Here is a 19,002-nt window from a genome sequence, read left to right as displayed (position 1 = left end):
ATGAGGATGACTTTAAAAGCAGTATTGTTTGATATGGATGGCACTTTAGTGGACTCTGAAAGTGTGCATTTTAATATTTGGAATGATTTATTAGCTCCTTTTGGTGTGCAGTATGATGAAGCTACTTTTTGTAAGCGCTTCTCAGGAAGACCAACATTTGAAGCCGCAAAGGAGGTTGTTGAAAGTTATGGGCTTAGTATCAATCCAGAGCAGTTAACGGATGATAAGTACGCGGCATTTGGCCGTTTTGTTAGTACTCATTTACCCGCCTATATGCCTTGCGCTAAAGAAGTGCTAGAGCAAGTAAAAGCCAGTGGTTTAAAAATGGCTTTAGTAACAGGCAGTGCAAAAAATGAAGCCTATCCTATTTTAAAAGGCTATGGCATTTTTGATTGGTTTGATTGTGTGGTTACCAAAGATGATGTTAACAATCCTAAACCTGCTGGTGACCCTTATCAACTAGCTCTTGATACGTTAAATATTACAGCTAATGAAGCCGTAGCAGTTGAAGATACCTATACCGGTGTCACCGCTGCGAGCAATGCTGGTGTTGCTGTGTTTGCTGTGCCGAATCATTTCACGTTAGAGCATGATTTTAGTAAAGCGGCAGGCGTGTTTGCTGATTTGAACGAATTCTTCAAATGGCTACAAACTAAACTATAATTAGCTGGCAATCACAAAACAGCTATTGTTAAGTGGTTATGATTAAGCAGGAATAGCCACTTTAAAACTTACAAATTTGCAAGGAAGCAATAATGGTTAAATTCACTCGTGCGCTTTTGTGCGCAATCACGTTATTTATAGGCTTTTTAGCCGAAGCGCAACAAGCTCCTTCAGTCCTTTTAGCAAACGTCTATCAAGCCGAAAAGGTGAATGTAAGCGACTATTTAGTTAGTGAAAAATATGATGGCATTCGAGCTATTTGGACTGGGAGTCAATTAGTAACCCGAAATGGTAACCCAATTTATGCACCCAAGTGGTTTACCGCGCCGCTGCCAGATGTTTGGCTTGATGGCGAGCTTTGGACTAAGCACCAAGATTTTGCCAATGTGAGCGGGATCGTTCGAAAAGTCATACCTGTAGAATCAGAATGGCAAACCGTCAATTACATGATATTTGATATGCCGGATGCGACAACGCCATTTAGTCAACGTTATGAAAACTACACAAGGTTAGTAAACAAGCTGCAAAGTAAGCATATTAAAGCCGTTGCGCAAATGCACTTTAATGATAACAAGCAACTTAGTTTGTTTATGGATGAACTAATCGCACAAGGTGCTGAGGGCGTCATGCTGCATCTAGCAGCTGCAAAGCATAGTGCAGGGCGTAGTGATGCATTGTTAAAGTTAAAGCCTTATTTTGACGCTGAAGCGGTTGTAATCGGTTATATCGCAGGAAAGGGTAAGTATAAAAATATGCTTGGTGCACTCAAGGTGCGCAGCAGTGATGGGACCGAGTTTAAAATTGGCTCGGGGTTTACCGATCAACAAAGATCATCACCTCCAGCGATAGGAAGTACTATTACCTACAAATATCATGGCTTTACTAAAAATGGCCTACCTCGTTTTGCAAGCTTTTTGCATGAAACGCCATAGCGTCATTCAAAAACGGCTGCGACTATGGTAAATTTCGCGGCCTTTTTATTGATGTATAGGTGTTAGAATGTTTGCAGGCTTTGATTACGGTAGCTCAAATTGTGCAATCGGTGTAATGGATAATGAGCAACAAGTCTCTTTAGTGCCGCTTGAGCAGGGCAAGCAATATTTACCCTCAACACTTTATACTCATCACAGTGCATTAGTTGTCGATTTTGTGACAAAACACCTTACGGGTAGTCCGTTTGAGCACGATTTTAAAACTGAGCGACAAGCGCTTTTAAATACCATTCCTCGTATTAAATCTGACCTCGATATTCAAGCTGGTGATGAGACCTTATTTATAGGTCGCGAAGCAATTAGCGAGTATGTGCAATTTCCTGAAGAAGGTTACTTTGTAAAATCACCTAAGTCATTCTTTGGTGCAGTAGGCTTAAAGCAAGGGCAAATAAACTTCTTTGAAGACATTGCCACGGCGATGATTTTAAAAATTAAACAACGCGCCGAGCAATCTTTGCAAGACACATTAACAGAAACGGTCATTGGACGACCGGTAAACTTTCAATCAGTCGGTGGTGAAGAGTCTAATCGACAAGCGCTCGGCATATTAGAGCGAGCAGCAAAACGCGCAGGCTTTAAAGAGGTGTCGTTTTTATATGAGCCATTAGCGGCGGGGATTGATTATGAAACCTCATTGCAGCAAGACCAAAAAGTGTTGGTTGTCGATATTGGCGGAGGAACTAGCGATTGCTCATTTGTACAAATGGGGCCAAGCTTTCGTGACAAGCAATGCCGTGACAATGACTTTTTAGCTCACAGTGGTAAGCGTGTGGGTGGAAATGATTTAGATATTGCGCTGAGCTTTCATGGCTTAATGCCATTACTAGGTTTAGGCACAGAGTTTAAATCGGGTCTTCCGCTGCCGAATCAACCGTTTTGGCAAGCCTGTAAAATCAATGATGTAAATCTGCAAAGCCAGTTTTATAGCGATGCCCATCATCGTGAGTTACTGACTCAACTTCGTGAAGTCAAAGAGCCTGCGCTTTTTAAACGCTTAATTCAATTGCAGCAAAATAAGCAAGGTCATCAATTAGTGCAGCAAGGCGAGGCGGCAAAAATTGCGCTCTCGTCAGCGAATGAATTTACTACAGATTTACGCTTCTTAGATTCAGACTTAACGCAGTGCTTAACGCTAAAAGATCTCGCTTTAGCCGTTGATGATTCGATAAGCCAGATAGTAAGCCTAGCTAAACAAGCGATTCAAGAAGCAGGCACAACGCCTGATGTCATTTACTTAACGGGCGGTAGTGCACAATCACCGCTTATCAAGGCTGCGTTAAAAGCCCATTTAGGTGATATTGCAATGCTGAACGGAGATCACTTTGGTAGTGTGACTGCAGGTTTAACTAAGTGGGCGCACAAGCTTTATAGCTAATAGCCCCCACTTTGATATATCGACTTATAGAACTAAAGAGTCACTTGGCGCGTTGCGAGGTATTTTTCGTAATCTGGCAACGTGCGGCACAACTCAGTTTCCATCATAGGTGAGCTTAATAGCATATCGGCACTGACTTCATTACAAGCAACAGGAATATTCCAAACCGCAGCTAAACGCAGTAATGCTTTTACATCTGGGTCGTGTGGCTGCGATGCAAGTGGATCCCAGAAAAACACCAGCATGTGCACTTCATGTTCAGCAATTTTAGCACCGAGTTGTTGATCGCCACCCATAGGGCCGCTTAGCAGCTTAATCACTTCAAGCCCTGTTGTACGTTCGATTAAATGACCGGTTGTACCCGTACCGTACAGCGTATGCTTGCTTAAAATGGCTTGATGCTTTTCACACCACGCCTGAAGAGCTGCTTTTTTGCCATCATGGGCTACGAGGGCAATATTCTTTTTGGCTGGTAAGGCTTGTTGTTTTTGTTCCATAAGTGCTCTTATATCAATAGGTTAATTGCTAATGCAATAAACACCAGTCCCGTGATCCGATCAATCCAAATTTGGGTTTGTGGGTGCTCACGAAAATAACTGGCTATCTTATCGCCGAAATAAATATACGTGCAGTCGATCGGAAAAGCAAAAAGTGGGTAGAGTAAGCCAAAAAAAGCGAGCTGAAAGGTCGTTGAAGATAAGCTCGGATCGACGAACTGCGGAATAAACGCAATAAAGAATAAGGCGACTTTAGGATTGAGTACCTCGGTCATCATTGCTTGAAACATCACATTTTGCTTTTTACTGGTACTTACATGAGGTTTTTCGTCGCAGTCTGATTCAGGCTGTGTGAAGGTGTCCTTTAACGTCATTACGCCCAAATAGCACAGGTACGCCGCACCTAAATACTGCACCGTGGTATAAGCAACAGTCGACGCTTTTAAGATTGCTGTTAAACCCACCACCGCAAAAAAAGTATGCACCACACCACCTAAGGCAAAACCAAAGGCACTTTGCATTCCGGCTTTACGGCCATTGGCAAAGGTTTGTGCCATTAAAAATGCATTAGAAGGGCCGGGAGCTACGGCAATTAAAAAGCTGGCGCCTAAAAACGACAGTAGAAATTCTGGATTGATCATCGGCACAAAGATAAAAAGCTAGGTAGTTGATTTTAACAAGCTTCTAGAAAAAGAAAAAGCGGGCAATCAATGCCCGCTAATTTGGGTTGGGGAAGTATTAGAACGTCACAGTGCTATTGTTTGAACAAACAGTTGTGCTTTGTGCTTCACATACTTGGTAAGTGTAAGTGCCACCACCTTTTGTTGTGATAGTGTCAGTATAACTGTTAGTGTTTGCCACTGAGCCTACTTTGCTACCATTACGGTAAACATCTACAGTGCTTGTAGCAGCGCCACTCCAGCTTAAATCAATGTATTTAGTGCCTTTTGACTTATAACCTGAAGTAGAAAGACTAATATCATCACCACCTGGTGTTGTGCCACCGCCATTATCGCCACCACCTGCACAGCCATTGGCTGTTAGGTATGCATCTGCGTCAGCTGCTTTAACAATACCGTGACCGAAGTAAACATCGTGACCAGAAGCACCTTGATCTTCTGCCGTTGCTTTTAGTGCATCACGGATTTCTGTACCCGTACACTCAGGGTGATTTGACCACACTAGCGCTGCGATACCTGAAACAGCAGGCGTTGCCATTGATGTACCGCTCATGAAACCATAATCACTAGTACCAATTGCGATATCAATAGTTGTGCTTGAAAGAAGAGCTGAACGGTCTTCAAGTGCAGCGCCAACAGCAGGAATAGTTGTATCGTTAGTTTCGCCTAGTGTAGCGTATAACATGCCTGCTTCGTTATTGATGATAACAGCCCCGATACCGCCTGAGTTCTCGCAGTTATTTACCTTGTCATAGAACGAAATATTGCCGCGGTCAATCATACAAATTTTGCCCGCTGCGCCAGCATCTACGCTTTCAGCAGTACCCATGTAATACGCCGTGCCTGATGCATTACCTGAGTTTTCCATTGATGAAGTAGCAAAGCCTGTGCCATCAGCTGCTAAGCTAGCTGACGTTGCCATACCTGCAGGGTAAGTAGAAAGAGTATCAACACCACCTGCTGTTACTTCAACACAGATAGTTTCATCTGTAGTAGCGCGTTTACCGCGGCCAGTTGTACAGCTAGGGAACTGCGAGAAATCTGCAATTTGGTTGTCCGCATCATTTGCACCAACCATCATTACAGATGGATAACCTGCAGGGTATGAACGTACGCTGTTACCATCGTTACCCGCTGCAGCAACGACTAAACCGCCAGCGCTTGTGAAATTAGCAAATGCGTTAGACTCGGTGCTATTTGAACCACCGCCACCAAGGCTCATGCTGATGATATTTGCACCTGCTTGAGAACATAAATCTGCTGCGTGTGCTAAGTCTGAAGAGTAACCCCAGCCTTCAGCGTTGAATACTTTGATGATGTGCATTGCCACACCGGGTGCCATACCAACCACACCAACATTGTTGTCTGCTGCACCAATTGTGCCAGCTACGTGAGTACCATGTGGGCCACCATTGTCGTACCAGTTACCTGTGCCACTGTCATTATCACCTGTGATGTTACCCCATACAAAATCAGGGTTTGTAGCATCTAAACCAGAGTCAATTACACATACTTTCATGCCAGCATTTGCATCGAAGGTAACTTGATCAGCTTGTGATTGGTAAACTGCGTAAGGCGTTAATTGCTGCTGCATTGCATTACCAGCGTCATCGTTATAAAGCGCCATTGGTACACGCTTTTGGTCTTCTTCAACCAGTTTGATGTGAGGGTTGTTTAGTAAGCCTTTTACACTAGCAAGGTCATGACCTGTAAATTGCGCTGCAATAAAGCCATTACCATCAACTTTAATATCACCACCAAGCTTTTTAGCGAGGGCTTTAACTACGCCTTTTTTATTGTTGTCGACTTGGATGATGTAACGAGCATTTGCTGCGTTTGCAGTTCCTGCTGCACATAGTCCACTGATGATCAGTGCTAATGCTAATTTATTCTTTTTCATAATTCGTGTCCCAAACCTGTTTTTTGAGTTAACCAAATGTTAACGAGAGTAAACAATAGTTTAATGGGGCAGTAGGTACAAGAAAAATAATCCACAAAACTGGAATAAATTATTCTAGAAAGATGCTTTTTATAACGGTAGGAAATAACAGGATGTCTAAACGGGTAAATAGAATATAACGATTCTCATTTACCCGATATAACCTAAAAGTATGATAAAACTTTTTATGACAAATGCTTATGTTTGAACAATAAATAGGTAAATGGGATGAGCATTAAAAAGTGCACGCCAATTAATACTGGTGTAGTCAAATTTAACAATTGCGTTATAAACACTAATAAACTTGCGCCACTCATTTGCATTAAGCCTATAAGTGCTGAAGCCGTACCTGCTTGTTTAGGGAACAAACTTAATGCACGGCCTGCTGATGAGCCAAGTGTCAGTGCAAAACCAAACGCAGCAATAAACATCGGAAACATCAACGCAAGCGCAGTACGTTGTTGGCTAAAGGCTAACATTAAGGCTCCTGCGATTACAAGCAGCAGGAGTCCTGCTTTTAACGCGCGCTTTGGTTGACGTTTGATGTACAGTGGCATTATAAAGCTTGCAACAATGCTCAATACCGCATTACAGGTAAACCAGAAAGTAAAGTCGGTAACGCTGCCACCTAATTCAGTAATAAGCCAGCCAGGTGCTAGGGTAACGAAGACTAAAATAGCCGACATAGTTACCAAGCAAATTAAGCTATGGAATAAAAACAATGGCGTGCTGATAATTGGCATAAAACGGCGCAGGTCAAGAATATGACCACTATATACACTATCTGCAGGGCGGGTTTCTTTATACATTAACAAGGTTATGAATAAACCAATGAGTGCAAATACAGCCATGAATAAAAAGTTCATGCGCCAGCCAAACTGTACTGTGAGCCAAGCACCTAAAATTGGCGCGAGGGCAGGGATAAAGCAAACGATACCATTAAGATAAGTAATAATTTGGCCGCTGCGTTCACTACCAAATCTATCTCTTACAATGGCAAAGGCTACTACAAATGTGGCACAGGCCCCCAAACCTTGCAGTGCTCTTGCAATCATCAGGCTTGTAAAATCAGGTGCTAAATACGCGCCAAACGCCGCTAAACCATAAATTGTCACACCGGTTATTGCTACAGGCTTACGCCCAAATTTATCTGCTAATGGCCCTGCAATGAGCTGCCCAAGCCCGACGGTAAGCATAAAAATAGCGACGGTTTGCTGAATTTGCTTTTCTGAAGCACTGAATTGTTCTGCAATAGTCGGAAATGCGGGTAAGTAAATATCAATTGCTAACGGGCTAAAGATAACCAGAAGGCCAAGAATAAATAGTAAGCTGAGGTTTTTGTGCTGGCGTGACTGCATTCGCTCTCCTTTAAAACGATATTTTATGTGCCCCTAAAGGAAAAGAAAAGCGTTCACTTGGCTAAAAGTGTAATACTTACGTAATCATTAAAACTGCTTACAAAAAATTTCCATTTCGCTATCTGGTCTGATGTGTTAGTTTTTTATTTCACATCATAAAAATAATGGATCAACGTCGTGAGCTCACCATCATCATTATTAAAAATTTGGACTAAGTGTCAGTCATTGCCAAAAGGTAACTGGTTGTTTAGTAAAGCCGTGTGCTTTAAAGCCCCTTACTTTGGGTCAATAAAGCCCCTGATCACAAATTTAACTGCTGGGCAATGCAGCGCCACTGTTAAAAATCGCCGAGCAATCCATAATCACATTGGTACCATCCATGCGATTGCACAGTGTAATGTCGCTGAGTTATGCGCTGGCTTAATGGTTGATGCAACGGTACCTGCAAAAACACATCGCTGGATCCCAAAAGGCATGACAGTGAACTACTTAGCAAAAATTGACACAGATATGCGTGCAGTTGCACAGATAGACGTGCCGAGTGAGTGGCTAGAAAAGCAGGATTTGCTAGTGCCCGTTAAGGTTTACAATAGCCGCGATGAACTTGTCTTCACCGCGGATATCACTATGTATGTAACCGCCAAAAAACGTTAAGACTTATCAGCGGCTTGTTTGTTTACAAACGACAAGTCGTTGTCATCATCAGCCAATATTGAATTACTCGTTTGTTCTTCAGGCTTAATAGGCGCCACATTATCTTCTTCATGACGATGTTTTAAGCTGCCCTCAATGATAGCTCCGGCTTCAATACTTAAAGTGTCGTGAAATACATCACCATGGACTTCAGCAGTACTTTCAATTGTCACTTTGTTGGCAATGAGTGAACCAATGATTTTACCTTTTACGACCACACTGTCTGCTTCGATAACACCTTCAATCATACCTGTGTGACCAATCACTAAGTGTTTAACATGTAAGTCACCTTCGATACGACCATCAAGTTGAACCTCACCTTGGCTGGTAAGGCTACCTGTTAAGCGTACGTCTTCAGAAATAATAGAAGGAGTATGGTTGGTTCTTTTTAATGATGAGCCAGACGAACTAGCTGTTGATTGTTTTTTTTTACCGAACACGAGAAAGCGCCTTTGTTATTTTAACTGGATTGACATGTTTGCCATTCACTAAAACTTCGTAATGTAGGTGGGTACTGGTACTACGGCCAGTACTACCCATTAAACCGATGACATCATCTTTAGTTACTGTTTGGCCTTTTTTAACCTTAATTTTATTAAGGTGGCCGAAGCGAGTAACGAAGCCATTTTTGTGTTGTAGTTCGATAAAGTTGCCATAGCCGCCATTACGACCTGCACGAAGTACGGTGCCATCGGCTGGAGCAAAAATTTCGGTTTTATGCCAACCTGCTAAATCAACACCTTTATGAAAAGCACGGCGGCCATTCATTGGGTCTTTGCGTAGGCCAAAACTGCTAGAAATATAGTAGTCAGCAGCAGGGAGTGTTTGTGGTAACTCACTCAGCAAGTTTTCTAGGTTGTTTAACGCTAGTAAGTTGTCAGCAATTGCTAAAAATTCAGCAGGAATTCTTGATTCGTCAAACAAGTCTAACGGGCCACCCTGGGCTGTGTCTGAGCTTTCAAGTATTGAGGTATTGGCTAGACTACTATCAAGACCAGCCCCTTCGAGCATGGCAACAATTTCTTGATGGCGTAATTTGATTTGTTCATCTAGCACTACGAAACTACGATTATAAGCCGCATCAAGACGTGCTAAACGCTCAGTCATACTTTCTAAGTGTTTTACTTGTTTTGGTTGCTGCTCATCTTCTAAAGGAGCATGAAAATCTTCAGCATTTTCTTTAATCGGTAAAAGTAGAGGTTCAGCATCGTTTGGCAAGGTGGGTTTGTTCATCGATTCTGGTAGTGATTCAATCATGCTTTGCAATAGCGCTTGTTTTTGCTCAAGAATTGCTAGTTGCTCTAATTGTTTTTCATAGGCAGCTTGCTGTTGAAAGTGCTGCTTTTTCCACTCTTGCTGCTTGGTAACCTGTTTTTGCTCAATGCTGGTTATCTTGTCTGCTTGTGAAATGATTTGAAGTGTTGAGATACTAAGCCAAGCAATGGCTATTAAAATAACCATTAAGGTCGTCAATTGTAGCCAAGGCGCTAATACCAAGTGTTTTACTTCGCCATTTTGACGGATCAACAGCTGTCGAGCTGGAAAAAACGTGCGATAAAAAGACTTAAGTTTAACTAACATGGCGTACAAAATTTAACTAATAACCGAGTTAAGATAGCAACCTCAGTTAAAAAAGCCAGCAAAAAATTGTAACTCAGCTGAAAAAGCACAAAAAAAAGGGCAAAAAATGCCCTTAACACTTGTTCTGGAAATAAAAATAGTGAGTTACTTTTATTTAGCAGGTAGCACGGTTCCTTCAACTGAACCAAAACCAATTCGTGCAAAACCGTCTTTTTCGCACCAACCACGCATAATTACGTTGTCGCCGTCTTCTAAGAAAGCACGCTGCTCACCATTAGCAAGGGTGATCTTTTCTTTACCACCGCGAGAAAGCTCTAATAATGAACCTGCTTCTTCGTGCTCAGGGCCTGATTGCGTACCCGAACCTAACATATCGCCTGGTTGAAAGTTACAGCCATTTACAGTGTGGTGAGTCACCATTTGCGCAACTGTCCAGTAAGAGTGCTTGAAGCTTGATTTAGATACTTGTGTTGGTGCTTCGCCGGCTGCACGCATCTTTTCAGTTTCAATTTGCACATCCATTTTGATATCGAATGCACCAAACTCACGGTTATGAGCTGACTCTAAATAGTCCATTGGTTGTGGATCGTTTTCGTCACGTGTCCAGTTTGTTCTAAATGGTGCCAGTGCTTCTGTCGTAACAATCCAAGGTGATACTGTCGAAGCGAAGTTTTTCGCAAGGAATGGACCAAGCGGCTGGTATTCCCACGCTTGTAAATCACGTGCAGACCAGTCATTAAATACACAGAATCCAAATACGTGGTTTTCAGCATTTTCAATGGCAATTGCATCGCCTAATTCATTACCTTTACCAAGGTAAATACCTAACTCAAGTTCGTAGTCAAGGCGTTTACAAGGGCCGAATGATGGTACTTCTGCATCTGGCGCTTTAGTTTGACCGTTAGGGCGGTGGAACGTTTGACCAGATACATCAATTGACGATGAACGGCCGTGATAACCAATTGGTACCCATTTGTAGTTAGGTAGAAGTGGGTTATCAGGGCGGAATAGACTACCTACTGCTGTTGCGTGGTAAATAGAGGTATAAAAGTCAGTGTAATCACCAATACGGCACGGTAGTGCAAATTCGATGTCAGCTTGAGCGATAAGCGCTTCGCTTAATTGCGCTTGCTCACTGGCACCTTCACGAAGTGCTTTTGATAACGCTAGACGCAGTGCAGACCAATACTGCTGACCAAGACCCATAAATTCATTGAGTGTAGCTTGGCTTGCAGCTTTAACGGCAATCTGTGCATCACCAGAGAATAAACCAAGTTCATTTACTTTTGCTAAGTCGATAACTTGATCACCAATAGCTACAGCGCCACGGAACGCTTCATCTGAATTTTTACGACGTACTTCTGCAAAAGGAAGGTTTTGAATTGGGAAGTCACAGTTCGCTTCGTTAGCAGATGCAACCCAGCTTTTTAGATTAATATCGTGGGTTTCGTTAATTAGGCTCATACTCTTTCCTTATTGGTTCGCGCTGATTTATTAGTTATCTATATGGAGGCAATCAACGCAATTTAAACAGTTAGTTTAAAACAGAATTTAAAACGACAAAAAGCAGCGTGTTAAACGCTGCTTTTTAAGCGCAATATGGCGGTTTAGATTACACCACGACGCTCTTGATCACGTTCGATTGACTCGAAAAGGGCTTGGAAGTTACCTTCACCAAAACCGCCGTCATCTACACGTTGGATCATCTCGATGAAGATAGGACCAAATAGGTTCTTCGAGAAAATTTGCAGTAGATAACAGTTTTCGCTTTGGCTATCTACTAGGATCTGATGCTTACGGATCTTCTCTTTATCTTCTTTAACCCAAGGCACACGGTCAAAAATGGTGTCGTAGTACTCTGGGATGATATCTAGTGTCGCAATCGTTGATTGGTCAAGCTTATCAAGTGAACTTACTAGGTCATTCGTTAGGAATGCTAAATGCTGTACACCCGGACCATTGTACTCATTTAAGTACTCATCGATTTGGTTGTTGTTGTTATCTTTACCTTCATTGATTGGAATCGAGAAAGTGCCACACGGCGATTTTAGTGCGTAAGATAATAACGCTGTTTTTTGACCTTTAATGTCAAAGTAACGAACTTCAGTAAAACCAAATACATCTTTATAGAAGTTAGCCCATGTTTCCATCGTGCCTTTATAAACGTTATTGGTTAAATGGTCGATACGGATGAAGCCTTTGTCTTCAACAATGTTTTGCTCGCTTAAATCTTCAAAATCTGACTCATAGATAGAACCTTTGTCGCCAAATTGCTCGATGAAATAAATTAAGCTGTCGCCGATACCGTAAATAGCAGGGTATGGTAAGTTTTTGTGAGTTGAGTCTGTCGCAGGTTTTGCACCGCGCTCAACAGCAACCTCGAATGCTTTTTGTGCATTCTTTACACGCCAACCCATAGAACAGATTGCTGGACCGTGGCTTTTAGCAAATTCAGCAGAGAAACCTTCACGCTCATTGTTTAGTAAGAAATGAATGTCATGCTGGTTATAGTAAACGATGTCTTTACCTTTGAATTTTTTTAGCTTTGAGAAGCCAAAATCAGTAAACACTTTGTCCATGTAATCTGCATCAGGTGTTGCGTATTCAGTGAATTCAATGCCCATTAGGCCTAACGGATTATTTACTTCGCTCATTGTCATTACTCCCGCAATTATAAGCACTGCGCTAAAAAGAATTATTGTTATGTAATGAGCGGATGATTAACCAGAAATTCAATTTGGGGAAGAGCACAGCGTTATTTAGCCAAAGTCCCTTTTGTAAATTTAATGAGACAATGGTTTTAATTTCATCATGTGAAGTGAAAATAGTAAAAATAAAGATCAAAAAGAGTAAATAAAGCGCCGTTAATAAATATTTAATGAACTGATATTTATAAGCTTTTTTGTATTTTATTCATTTTGTTTTCGCCAAATAAAGTTAGAGTGAATGTATCGAATTGTTTACATTTTTATGCTGGTTGTTAAGGGCTGGTATCTCAAGTTTATGATTAAACGAAGTTCAGAAATTGAGAGTTTTTAAATAGGAGTTATGCCATTGTATGGAAGCGTTCTTGAGTTAATGTTTCAAATTAGAAAGTAATATCGGAAAGATTAATGGCAGAAAGGGGAGTGTATGTGACTTTGCTACTATTAACTAGTAGCCTATTAAGCTATAAGTATCCCCACAGCTCTAGCTGTGGGGATTGAGTTTTATTGCTTTTCAGCTGTCACTTCTAGCTCTTCAGCTAAGATGTGCTCAGTAGTTTGTGGCTCGTGTTGGCCTTCAGCACCATGCATCCAAGCTACAAGTTTGTCGCTTAGTAAGTACATGATCACAGCAGAAAGTACCGCTGTTGCGCCTAAACCAATGAAGATACCCATCGCGTTGTCTAACGCTTCTTCACCTTCACCTAGGAATGAACCTACGAAACCAGCAATCTTGTTTGCAACCGCTGTACATAGGAACCAAATACCCATAAGCATTGAAGCTAGACGAAGAGGTGCAAGTTTACTCACCATAGATAGACCAATTGGAGATAAACATAACTCACCTAGTGTGTGGAATAAGTAGAATAATACTAACCACATCATGCTAATTTGTAGGTGCTCACCTTGACCTTGTGTCATTAACGCGAAGATCATAGTGATGAAACCAAGTGCTAAGAAAATAAGTGCAATAGCAAATTTAACTGGTGAATTAGGTTCACGTTTATCAAGCTTTAACCAAATAATGGCAACTAAAGGTGCAAATACAATGATGAAAATTGAATTTAAAGATTGGAACCATGAAGCAGGCACTTCAAAACCAAGTAACATACGGTCTGTGTAATCGTTAGCGAAAAGGTTCATTAAACCACCCGCCTGTTCAAAGCCCATCCAGAAGATGATGCTAAATACACTCATAGTAAAGATAACTTTAATTCGGTCAGTTTCAACTTTCGTTAATGGCTCTTTAGTATTTGATTCAGATTGTGCTTGAGATAGCTTAGCTGAAGGCACTACACCGATTTCGCCTAAGTATTTATTACTTAGTGCAAGTTGGAGAAGAACTGAGATCACCATACCTACGCCAGCTACGATGAAACCCCATTGCCAGCCCATTGCAGCTGCAGCATAACCCGCAACTAGAGGACCTAATGCACCACCTAGGTTGATACCCATGTAGAAGATAGTGAACGCGCCATCACGACGTTGGTCACCTTCTTTGTATAGATCACCTACCATAGTTGAAATGTTTGGCTTGAATAAACCGTTACCAATGCAAAGAAGTGTTAAACCAATGTAGAAAATATTTTCTTCTTGGCCAGCTAAATAGCTGTGAGGAATACCCATAGTGAAATGGCCTGCAGCCATTAATAAACCACCAAGGATAATTGCTTTACGTTGTCCTAATACGTTATCGGCTAACCAACCACCGAATAGTGGTGTGATATATACAGCCATTGTGAAGGTACCATATAGGCTCAATGCGTCTGCATTTGACCAACCAAAACCACCTTCTTGTACAAGCGCTACTAAATATAAAACTAAAATGGCGCGCATGCCGTAGTAACCGAATCGTTCCCACATTTCTGTGCCGAACAACAGGAATAACCCTTTAGGATGCCCTAAAAAGTCACCTGCTTTAGGTAATGAACTCATATTTACTTCCTAACTCTAAGTTTTTATTTGAGGCCTTATTGTTTTTGCTTTGGTCGTTCTAAGTAATTTATTCAGTGAACGGGCGGCCATGTTTTTTGATGCAGCTAAGATAATGGTTTGTTGCTCAAGTTATGAACTTAAGGGTATAGGACACACCCTTATCCTAGCTACAAGTGCGCTACAGTATACATAGACCTCTTGGTCAGGGGAAGATCTTGCGGTAGGTACACCATTTGTTGCGTTAACTTAACCTTACCAAATACAACCAATTTAAGATTGCTTGATACTTGTCAGTAATACTTAGCAATTCATTTTAAGTTTATGTGATGAGTTATTTTTGTTTGGGTAGGTGTAATTCATTGCAATGAAAGCGGATCTTTTGGCATCTGGATAGCTGAGCAAGTACTTTAAATTGTCCAAAATTGTTTACAATAGACTATTCAGCCGCTAGTAGTTAGCGTATTATTCTCATACTATAGGTTCCCGTTTTTTGAGGATGTAATGCGTTTAGATATCCACTGTGCTGACCGAATCGGTATCGCACAAGAGATTCTCAATATCTTAGTAAGTTATCAGGTTGACTTAAAAGGTATTGAAGTAGATTCGGTTAATTGTCGTATGTATGTCAGTTTTCCTCCTATTGAATTTGAGCAATTTCAAAAGATCATGCCTTCTATTCGCTTAATTGACGGCGTGATGGATGTTCGCACAACTGCATTTCTACCTTCTGAGCGAGAGCATAATGAATTAAATACATTACTGCGAGCATTGCCAGATGGTGTAATATCTATTGATGCTAAAGGCTGGGTGCGATTATGCAATGATGCAGCTTGTCGCGATTTACAGCTATCTGAAAATGAAGTTATAGGCGCTAATATTAATAACTTGCTGAAGGGCTTTAACTTTACTCGCTGGTTAGAGGGTAAAGAGGTGCTTGGTCAAACAACGCGTGTCGAAGTTGCTGGCGAAGATTTTATTGCTGATATTCTTCCTATTTCAGTTCCACAAGGTGCTGAAGGGGATGTGTTAGCAGGCGCCGTTATTAACATTAAATCGCAAAGTCGACTTGGTCAGCAAGTGAGTGCCTTTCGTCGATATGGCCAAGAAAGTTTTGCGACAATCCATAATTTTAGCACTGCAATGCGTCGTGTTGTTCGTGAAGCTCGCAAAATGGCACAGCTTGAAGCGCCAATTTTGATAACTGGTGAAACGGGGACAGGTAAAGAACTACTTGCACGGGCTTGTCATTATGCATCTAACCGTTCAGTAAAACCCTTTATTGCTTTATCGTGTGCATCGTTACCTGATGACGTGGCTGAGTCAGAGTTATTTGGTTATGCGGGCTATGAAGAAAACGCGGCACCAAAACGTGGCGTTTTGGAGCAAGCCGATGGTGGTACGGTGTTTTTAGATGAAGTTGGTGAAATGTCGACTCAATTGCAAACTAAGTTGCTGCGATTTTTACAAGATGGCACATTTCGCAAAGTCGGTGATGAAAACGAAGTAAAAGTGAATGTACGTATTGTTGCTGCAACGCAAAAAGACTTACCGGCCATGGTGCAAGAGGGGACATTTAGAGAAGATCTTTATTACCGGATTAATGTTTTGACCTTAGAAATTGCGCCATTACGTGACAGAAAAGCTGATATTGGCCCGTTAGCAGAACATTTTATTCAAAAGTATGCCCAACAAAATGGTCATTCTGTGCCTGTGATGTCTGAAGATTGTTTACGCTTTTTACAAGATTATCCGTGGCCGGGTAACGTACGCCAATTAGAAAATGCGATTTACCGTGCGGTGTCGTTGTTAGATGATAACGAACTGCGTATTGAACATTTGCAGTTACCAACCTTTACTCATGATTTAGGTTATCTTGAGTCTGACTTTGAAGGAACTTTAGATCAAGCGGTAAAACGCTTTGAAGCGACCTTACTTCGTAAGCTCTATCCGGCTTATCCTAGCTCTCGACAGCTTGCTAAGCGATTAGGTTTGAGCCACACCGCAGTGGCAAACAAACTTCGAGATTATGGCATTAACCGTAAGACAGTGAAGGTTTAAAAGTAACCCCCCACAATAATCGTTAATTAAGCAAAAAGCTTGGGTGAAAAGCCAAGCTTTTTGCTAATGTTTGGTACCCATATCTTTGGTGACACCATCAATGGCAATATTTTTGATACCGTCATTGTCAAATTTGATAACAATACTTATGTTATTGCGGGCAAAAAAGTAATCTCGGTTATCTAGGCTTATAACATAATCGCCTTTGACTGAGTCGCTAAATTTGCGCTTTTCGAGTTTTAAGGAGTGATCTGCTATTTGCCAATTGAAGCCTTCAATAAAGCCATTATTAAACTCTTGTACCCAAACTTGTTGTTCGTCTTTACTCAGTGTAATCGCAACGGAGTATGACTCAGGCAAAGACATGTCATAGCTTTTATCACCAATAGTGAATTTTTCGGCAGTTTGTTGCCAAGCAAAACCAAATTTAAAATCTTTTTCCACACCCGTTGGGTATTTTAAAGTACCGTTACCTGGAAAGTTGAAGTCAGCATATGCTGAGCCGGTAAATAAACTTGCAGAAAATAGAGTTACCAAACTGAATAGTTTCATTAGGCTTATCTGTTTTTATAATAATATATGCACAGATTAGAGCAGAATATTCGCCTTAGCAATATGCTGTGATACACTTTGTGAATTATCAACTGGTTAGACCTTTTATTGTGAATCTATATTTTCGACTAATATTATTGTTTTTTAAAATCAAACGTAATCGTGACTATCAAGGTTTACTCGACACGATAGATATTGAATTCAGAGCACTGCCGACTGATTGCGATATTAACTTGCACCTGACTAATTCCCGTTATTTAGCAATGATGGATTTGGCGCGCACTTGGATGACAGAAAGAGTAGGGTTGTTTCAACATGTAATGAAACGTCGTTGGTTCCCGATCGTTAATGCGACTGCAATTACCTATATTCGCGATATTAAACCAATGCAAAAATACACTGTTAGTACGCGTTTAGTTGGCTGGGATCATAAATACTTTTACATTGAACAAAAGTTTCACTCTGAGCGTGGATTGCATGCGATTGCCTATGTACGAGGGGTATTTAAACGTAAGAAAGGTGTTGTGAGCGTTGAAGAAATGCTTGAAGTTGCTGGGTTTGAAGGTGTAGCTCCTATCTTGCCAACAGAAGTAATGCACTGGAAAGAAATGTTAGAGCAAAAGAAACTCACAAATAAGTGATACCCAAGATAAATAAAAAAATGCCAGCTAAGCTGGCATTTTTATGGTTTTAAACACAGTTTACTCTGCAGCGCAAACTGCTTCACTAACAAATGTTAAGTCATTAACATGCGAAGGACCATCCATTACAAACGTTGCTTCTGCAGTGTTTTGGTCAAGTGAGTAGATTTTAGCATTTTCACCACTTTCGCGGCCTGAAACATAAATTGTACCATCATCTGCAATCGCAATACCTGATGCCCAATTTACACCATGCTCACCAACAAGTGTCAATTCTAAGCTACCTTCATCTAGCGTATAAAGTGCTTTACCTGTTAACACGTAAAGTACGTTAAAGTCATTTGAGTAAGCAATATCACCATCTGAGAAAGTATCACCAGGGTAAGATAGTTTACCAAGAACTGTCTTCTCACCTGTTTCTAAATCAAAGTCGTACATATATGTCTTACTTGTTGCACGAAGAGCAAGACCATCAGCGGTGACTGTTGAGCGGTAAATAGGGAATGAAGTCGCATCAACTACTTCCGCTTGTTGGTTAGTTGCTAAATCTAAGCTGTAAATTTTAGATGCTTTGCTGCTCTTATCTAGTTGCTCCATGAAATAAAGCACACCGTCTTTACTTGCAATATTTGAAGCTGTGTTATTTAGGCCTGCAACAATAGTGACAGAGCTTGAAACTGGGTTGAAATGATAAACATAGCCCTCAGTTTCTGAACCGAAGTTATTAATACCATATAGACCTGTTTCAACTGCACAAGGTTCTGGAATTTCTGTTAGAGAAACATTATCAATAAATGCGCCTAAAGAGTCTGATTTACCAGCACCAGCAAAGCTCAATACTGAACTAGTATCGTTTGCTTCTACAGTAAAGCTATATTTAGTCCAGCCTTTTGTGCTGCTATTAATGGTCGCTAATTCATTACCATTCCATAAAACTTTGGCAGCGTTTGTTGTCGCATTACCTTCAACACGAGCAGAGTAATAAAAAGTAAGTTCGTACTTTTTACCTGCTGAAGTAGCTACGCTCTGTGAAATTGAATAGTTAGCAGTTGAGTCTAGTTCCAGAAGTTGATTACCATCTTGAGCTGGAACAATACCTAATTTGTTAGTTTGTAACTCAAATTTAGCATTGTTACTACGGCTCCAGTTATCGATATTACTGAATAACTGCCATTGTCCACCATGGCCAGTTACTGTGTTATTTTCAAATGACCCGTTTTCAACTAGGTTTGTGCTTGCCATTGCCATACCAGATGCGATAGCTAAAGGTAACACTGCTAATTTAGAAACTAAGCTTTTCATGACAGTCTCCGAAGTTGTTAACATAAAATTA

Annotated in this window: 17 protein-coding genes; 6 read left to right on the top strand and 11 right to left on the bottom strand. The window is 41.0% G+C overall.

The window, feature by feature from the left end; translation table 11 throughout:
* Window positions 1-6 precede the first annotated feature (6 nt).
* From BIZ38_RS14015 to yegD, 3 genes are all read left to right on the top strand, one after another.
* A complete protein-coding gene (locus tag BIZ38_RS14015; protein WP_187490552.1) occupies window positions 7-663 on the top strand; it encodes an HAD family hydrolase in 657 nt (218 codons plus the stop codon).
* 92 nt (window positions 664-755) lie between these two features.
* Complete coding sequence (locus BIZ38_RS14010) at window positions 756-1,595, top strand: DNA ligase (RefSeq protein WP_054551789.1); 840 nt, start codon at window positions 756-758, stop codon at window positions 1,593-1,595.
* A 67-nt stretch (window positions 1,596-1,662) separates the two neighbouring features.
* Window positions 1,663-3,030 carry a molecular chaperone gene (gene yegD, locus BIZ38_RS14005; RefSeq protein WP_187490551.1) on the top strand — a complete coding sequence of 456 codons (1,368 nt, stop codon included), beginning with the start codon at window positions 1,663-1,665 and terminating at the stop codon, window positions 3,028-3,030.
* 32 nt (window positions 3,031-3,062) lie between these two features.
* On the opposite strand, the gene BIZ38_RS14000 is transcribed toward yegD, so the two are convergent.
* From BIZ38_RS14000 to BIZ38_RS13985, 4 genes are all read right to left on the bottom strand, one after another.
* Window positions 3,063-3,527: a methylglyoxal synthase gene (locus BIZ38_RS14000; RefSeq protein ID WP_063700272.1), complete on the bottom strand. Its 465-nt coding sequence runs from the start codon at window positions 3,525-3,527 to the stop codon at window positions 3,063-3,065.
* An 8-nt stretch (window positions 3,528-3,535) separates the two neighbouring features.
* On the bottom strand, window positions 3,536-4,168 hold the full coding sequence (locus BIZ38_RS13995; RefSeq protein WP_187490550.1) for a LysE family translocator: 633 nt from the start codon (window positions 4,166-4,168) through the stop codon (window positions 3,536-3,538).
* Window positions 4,169-4,265: 97 nt separating this feature from the next.
* Window positions 4,266-6,107, bottom strand: a complete 1,842-nt coding sequence (locus BIZ38_RS13990) for a S8 family serine peptidase (protein ID WP_187490549.1) — start codon at window positions 6,105-6,107, stop codon at window positions 4,266-4,268.
* Window positions 6,108-6,331: 224 nt separating this feature from the next.
* A complete protein-coding gene (locus tag BIZ38_RS13985) occupies window positions 6,332-7,504 on the bottom strand; it encodes a multidrug effflux MFS transporter (protein ID WP_187490548.1) in 1,173 nt (390 codons plus the stop codon).
* Window positions 7,505-7,681: 177 nt separating this feature from the next.
* Here BIZ38_RS13985 and BIZ38_RS13980 point away from each other — a divergent pair, with 177 nt between their 5' ends.
* On the top strand, window positions 7,682-8,158 hold the full coding sequence (locus BIZ38_RS13980) for a hotdog fold domain-containing protein (protein WP_187490547.1): 477 nt from the start codon (window positions 7,682-7,684) through the stop codon (window positions 8,156-8,158).
* Here BIZ38_RS13980 and BIZ38_RS13975 read toward each other — a convergent pair.
* From BIZ38_RS13975 to BIZ38_RS13955, 5 genes are all read right to left on the bottom strand, one after another.
* On the bottom strand, window positions 8,155-8,637 hold the full coding sequence (locus BIZ38_RS13975; protein ID WP_138601455.1) for a polymer-forming cytoskeletal protein: 483 nt from the start codon (window positions 8,635-8,637) through the stop codon (window positions 8,155-8,157). The two genes, BIZ38_RS13980 and BIZ38_RS13975, sit on opposite strands and share 4 nt — an antisense overlap.
* On the bottom strand, window positions 8,627-9,778 hold the full coding sequence (locus BIZ38_RS13970) for a M23 family metallopeptidase (RefSeq protein WP_054551782.1): 1,152 nt from the start codon (window positions 9,776-9,778) through the stop codon (window positions 8,627-8,629). Before BIZ38_RS13970 ends, BIZ38_RS13975 begins: the two co-directional genes overlap by 11 nt.
* A 150-nt stretch (window positions 9,779-9,928) precedes the next feature.
* On the bottom strand, window positions 9,929-11,242 hold the full coding sequence (gene fahA / locus BIZ38_RS13965) for a fumarylacetoacetase (RefSeq protein WP_054551781.1): 1,314 nt from the start codon (window positions 11,240-11,242) through the stop codon (window positions 9,929-9,931).
* 143 nt (window positions 11,243-11,385) lie between these two features.
* Window positions 11,386-12,432: a 4-hydroxyphenylpyruvate dioxygenase gene (hppD, locus tag BIZ38_RS13960; protein WP_187490546.1), complete on the bottom strand. Its 1,047-nt coding sequence runs from the start codon at window positions 12,430-12,432 to the stop codon at window positions 11,386-11,388.
* 555 nt (window positions 12,433-12,987) lie between these two features.
* Window positions 12,988-14,418 (bottom strand): peptide MFS transporter, encoded by a 1,431-nt coding sequence (locus tag BIZ38_RS13955; protein WP_138616931.1) that lies wholly within the window; start codon window positions 14,416-14,418, stop codon window positions 12,988-12,990.
* Window positions 14,419-14,919: 501 nt separating this feature from the next.
* Here BIZ38_RS13955 and tyrR point away from each other — a divergent pair.
* Window positions 14,920-16,476, top strand: a complete 1,557-nt coding sequence (tyrR, locus tag BIZ38_RS13950; protein WP_138601465.1) for a transcriptional regulator TyrR — start codon at window positions 14,920-14,922, stop codon at window positions 16,474-16,476.
* A 63-nt stretch (window positions 16,477-16,539) separates the two neighbouring features.
* Here the strand turns inward: tyrR and BIZ38_RS13945 are convergent, their stop codons facing one another.
* Window positions 16,540-17,028 carry a hypothetical protein gene (locus BIZ38_RS13945; RefSeq protein ID WP_187490545.1) on the bottom strand — a complete coding sequence of 163 codons (489 nt, stop codon included), beginning with the start codon at window positions 17,026-17,028 and terminating at the stop codon, window positions 16,540-16,542.
* Window positions 17,029-17,138: 110 nt separating this feature from the next.
* Between BIZ38_RS13945 and BIZ38_RS13940 the strand changes: the two genes are divergently transcribed.
* On the top strand, window positions 17,139-17,669 hold the full coding sequence (locus BIZ38_RS13940) for a thioesterase family protein (protein WP_187490569.1): 531 nt from the start codon (window positions 17,139-17,141) through the stop codon (window positions 17,667-17,669).
* Window positions 17,670-17,729: 60 nt separating this feature from the next.
* Here BIZ38_RS13940 and BIZ38_RS13935 read toward each other — a convergent pair whose 3' ends face one another.
* Entirely contained in the window at window positions 17,730-18,971 is a 1,242-nt protein-coding gene (locus BIZ38_RS13935) for a DUF642 domain-containing protein (protein ID WP_187490544.1), read from the bottom strand.
* Window positions 18,972-19,002 lie beyond the last annotated feature (31 nt).

Origin of the sequence: Pseudoalteromonas sp. BZK2 (assembly GCF_014349195.1) — a bacterium.
GTDB classification, from domain to species: domain Bacteria; phylum Pseudomonadota; class Gammaproteobacteria; order Enterobacterales; family Alteromonadaceae; genus Pseudoalteromonas; species Pseudoalteromonas simplex.
The sequence above is the reverse complement of the archived record's forward strand: the minus strand, read 5'-3'. Positions and strand labels throughout refer to the sequence as shown.

Bases quoted from the DNA above. Each gene is read 5' to 3' on its own strand.
- BIZ38_RS13935 (WP_187490544.1), bottom strand. From the start codon at position 18,971: ATGAAAAGCTTAGTTTCTAAATTAGCAGTGTTACCTTTAGCTATCGCA.
- BIZ38_RS13970 (WP_054551782.1), bottom strand. From the start codon at position 9,778: ATGTTAGTTAAACTTAAGTCTTTTTATCGCACGTTTTTTCCAGCTCGA.
- BIZ38_RS14015 (WP_187490552.1), top strand. From the start codon at position 7: ATGACTTTAAAAGCAGTATTGTTTGATATGGATGGCACTTTAGTGGAC.
- fahA (WP_054551781.1), bottom strand. From the start codon at position 11,242: ATGAGCCTAATTAACGAAACCCACGATATTAATCTAAAAAGCTGGGTT.
- hppD (WP_187490546.1), bottom strand. From the start codon at position 12,432: ATGAGCGAAGTAAATAATCCGTTAGGCCTAATGGGCATTGAATTCACT.
- BIZ38_RS13945 (WP_187490545.1), bottom strand. From the start codon at position 17,028: ATGAAACTATTCAGTTTGGTAACTCTATTTTCTGCAAGTTTATTTACC.
- BIZ38_RS14000 (WP_063700272.1), bottom strand. From the start codon at position 3,527: ATGGAACAAAAACAACAAGCCTTACCAGCCAAAAAGAATATTGCCCTC.
- BIZ38_RS13955 (WP_138616931.1), bottom strand. From the start codon at position 14,418: ATGAGTTCATTACCTAAAGCAGGTGACTTTTTAGGGCATCCTAAAGGG.
- BIZ38_RS14010 (WP_054551789.1), top strand. From the start codon at position 756: ATGGTTAAATTCACTCGTGCGCTTTTGTGCGCAATCACGTTATTTATA.
- BIZ38_RS13995 (WP_187490550.1), bottom strand. From the start codon at position 4,168: ATGATCAATCCAGAATTTCTACTGTCGTTTTTAGGCGCCAGCTTTTTA.
- tyrR (WP_138601465.1), top strand. From the start codon at position 14,920: ATGCGTTTAGATATCCACTGTGCTGACCGAATCGGTATCGCACAAGAG.
- BIZ38_RS13985 (WP_187490548.1), bottom strand. From the start codon at position 7,504: ATGCAGTCACGCCAGCACAAAAACCTCAGCTTACTATTTATTCTTGGC.
- yegD (WP_187490551.1), top strand. From the start codon at position 1,663: ATGTTTGCAGGCTTTGATTACGGTAGCTCAAATTGTGCAATCGGTGTA.
- BIZ38_RS13990 (WP_187490549.1), bottom strand. From the start codon at position 6,107: ATGAAAAAGAATAAATTAGCATTAGCACTGATCATCAGTGGACTATGT.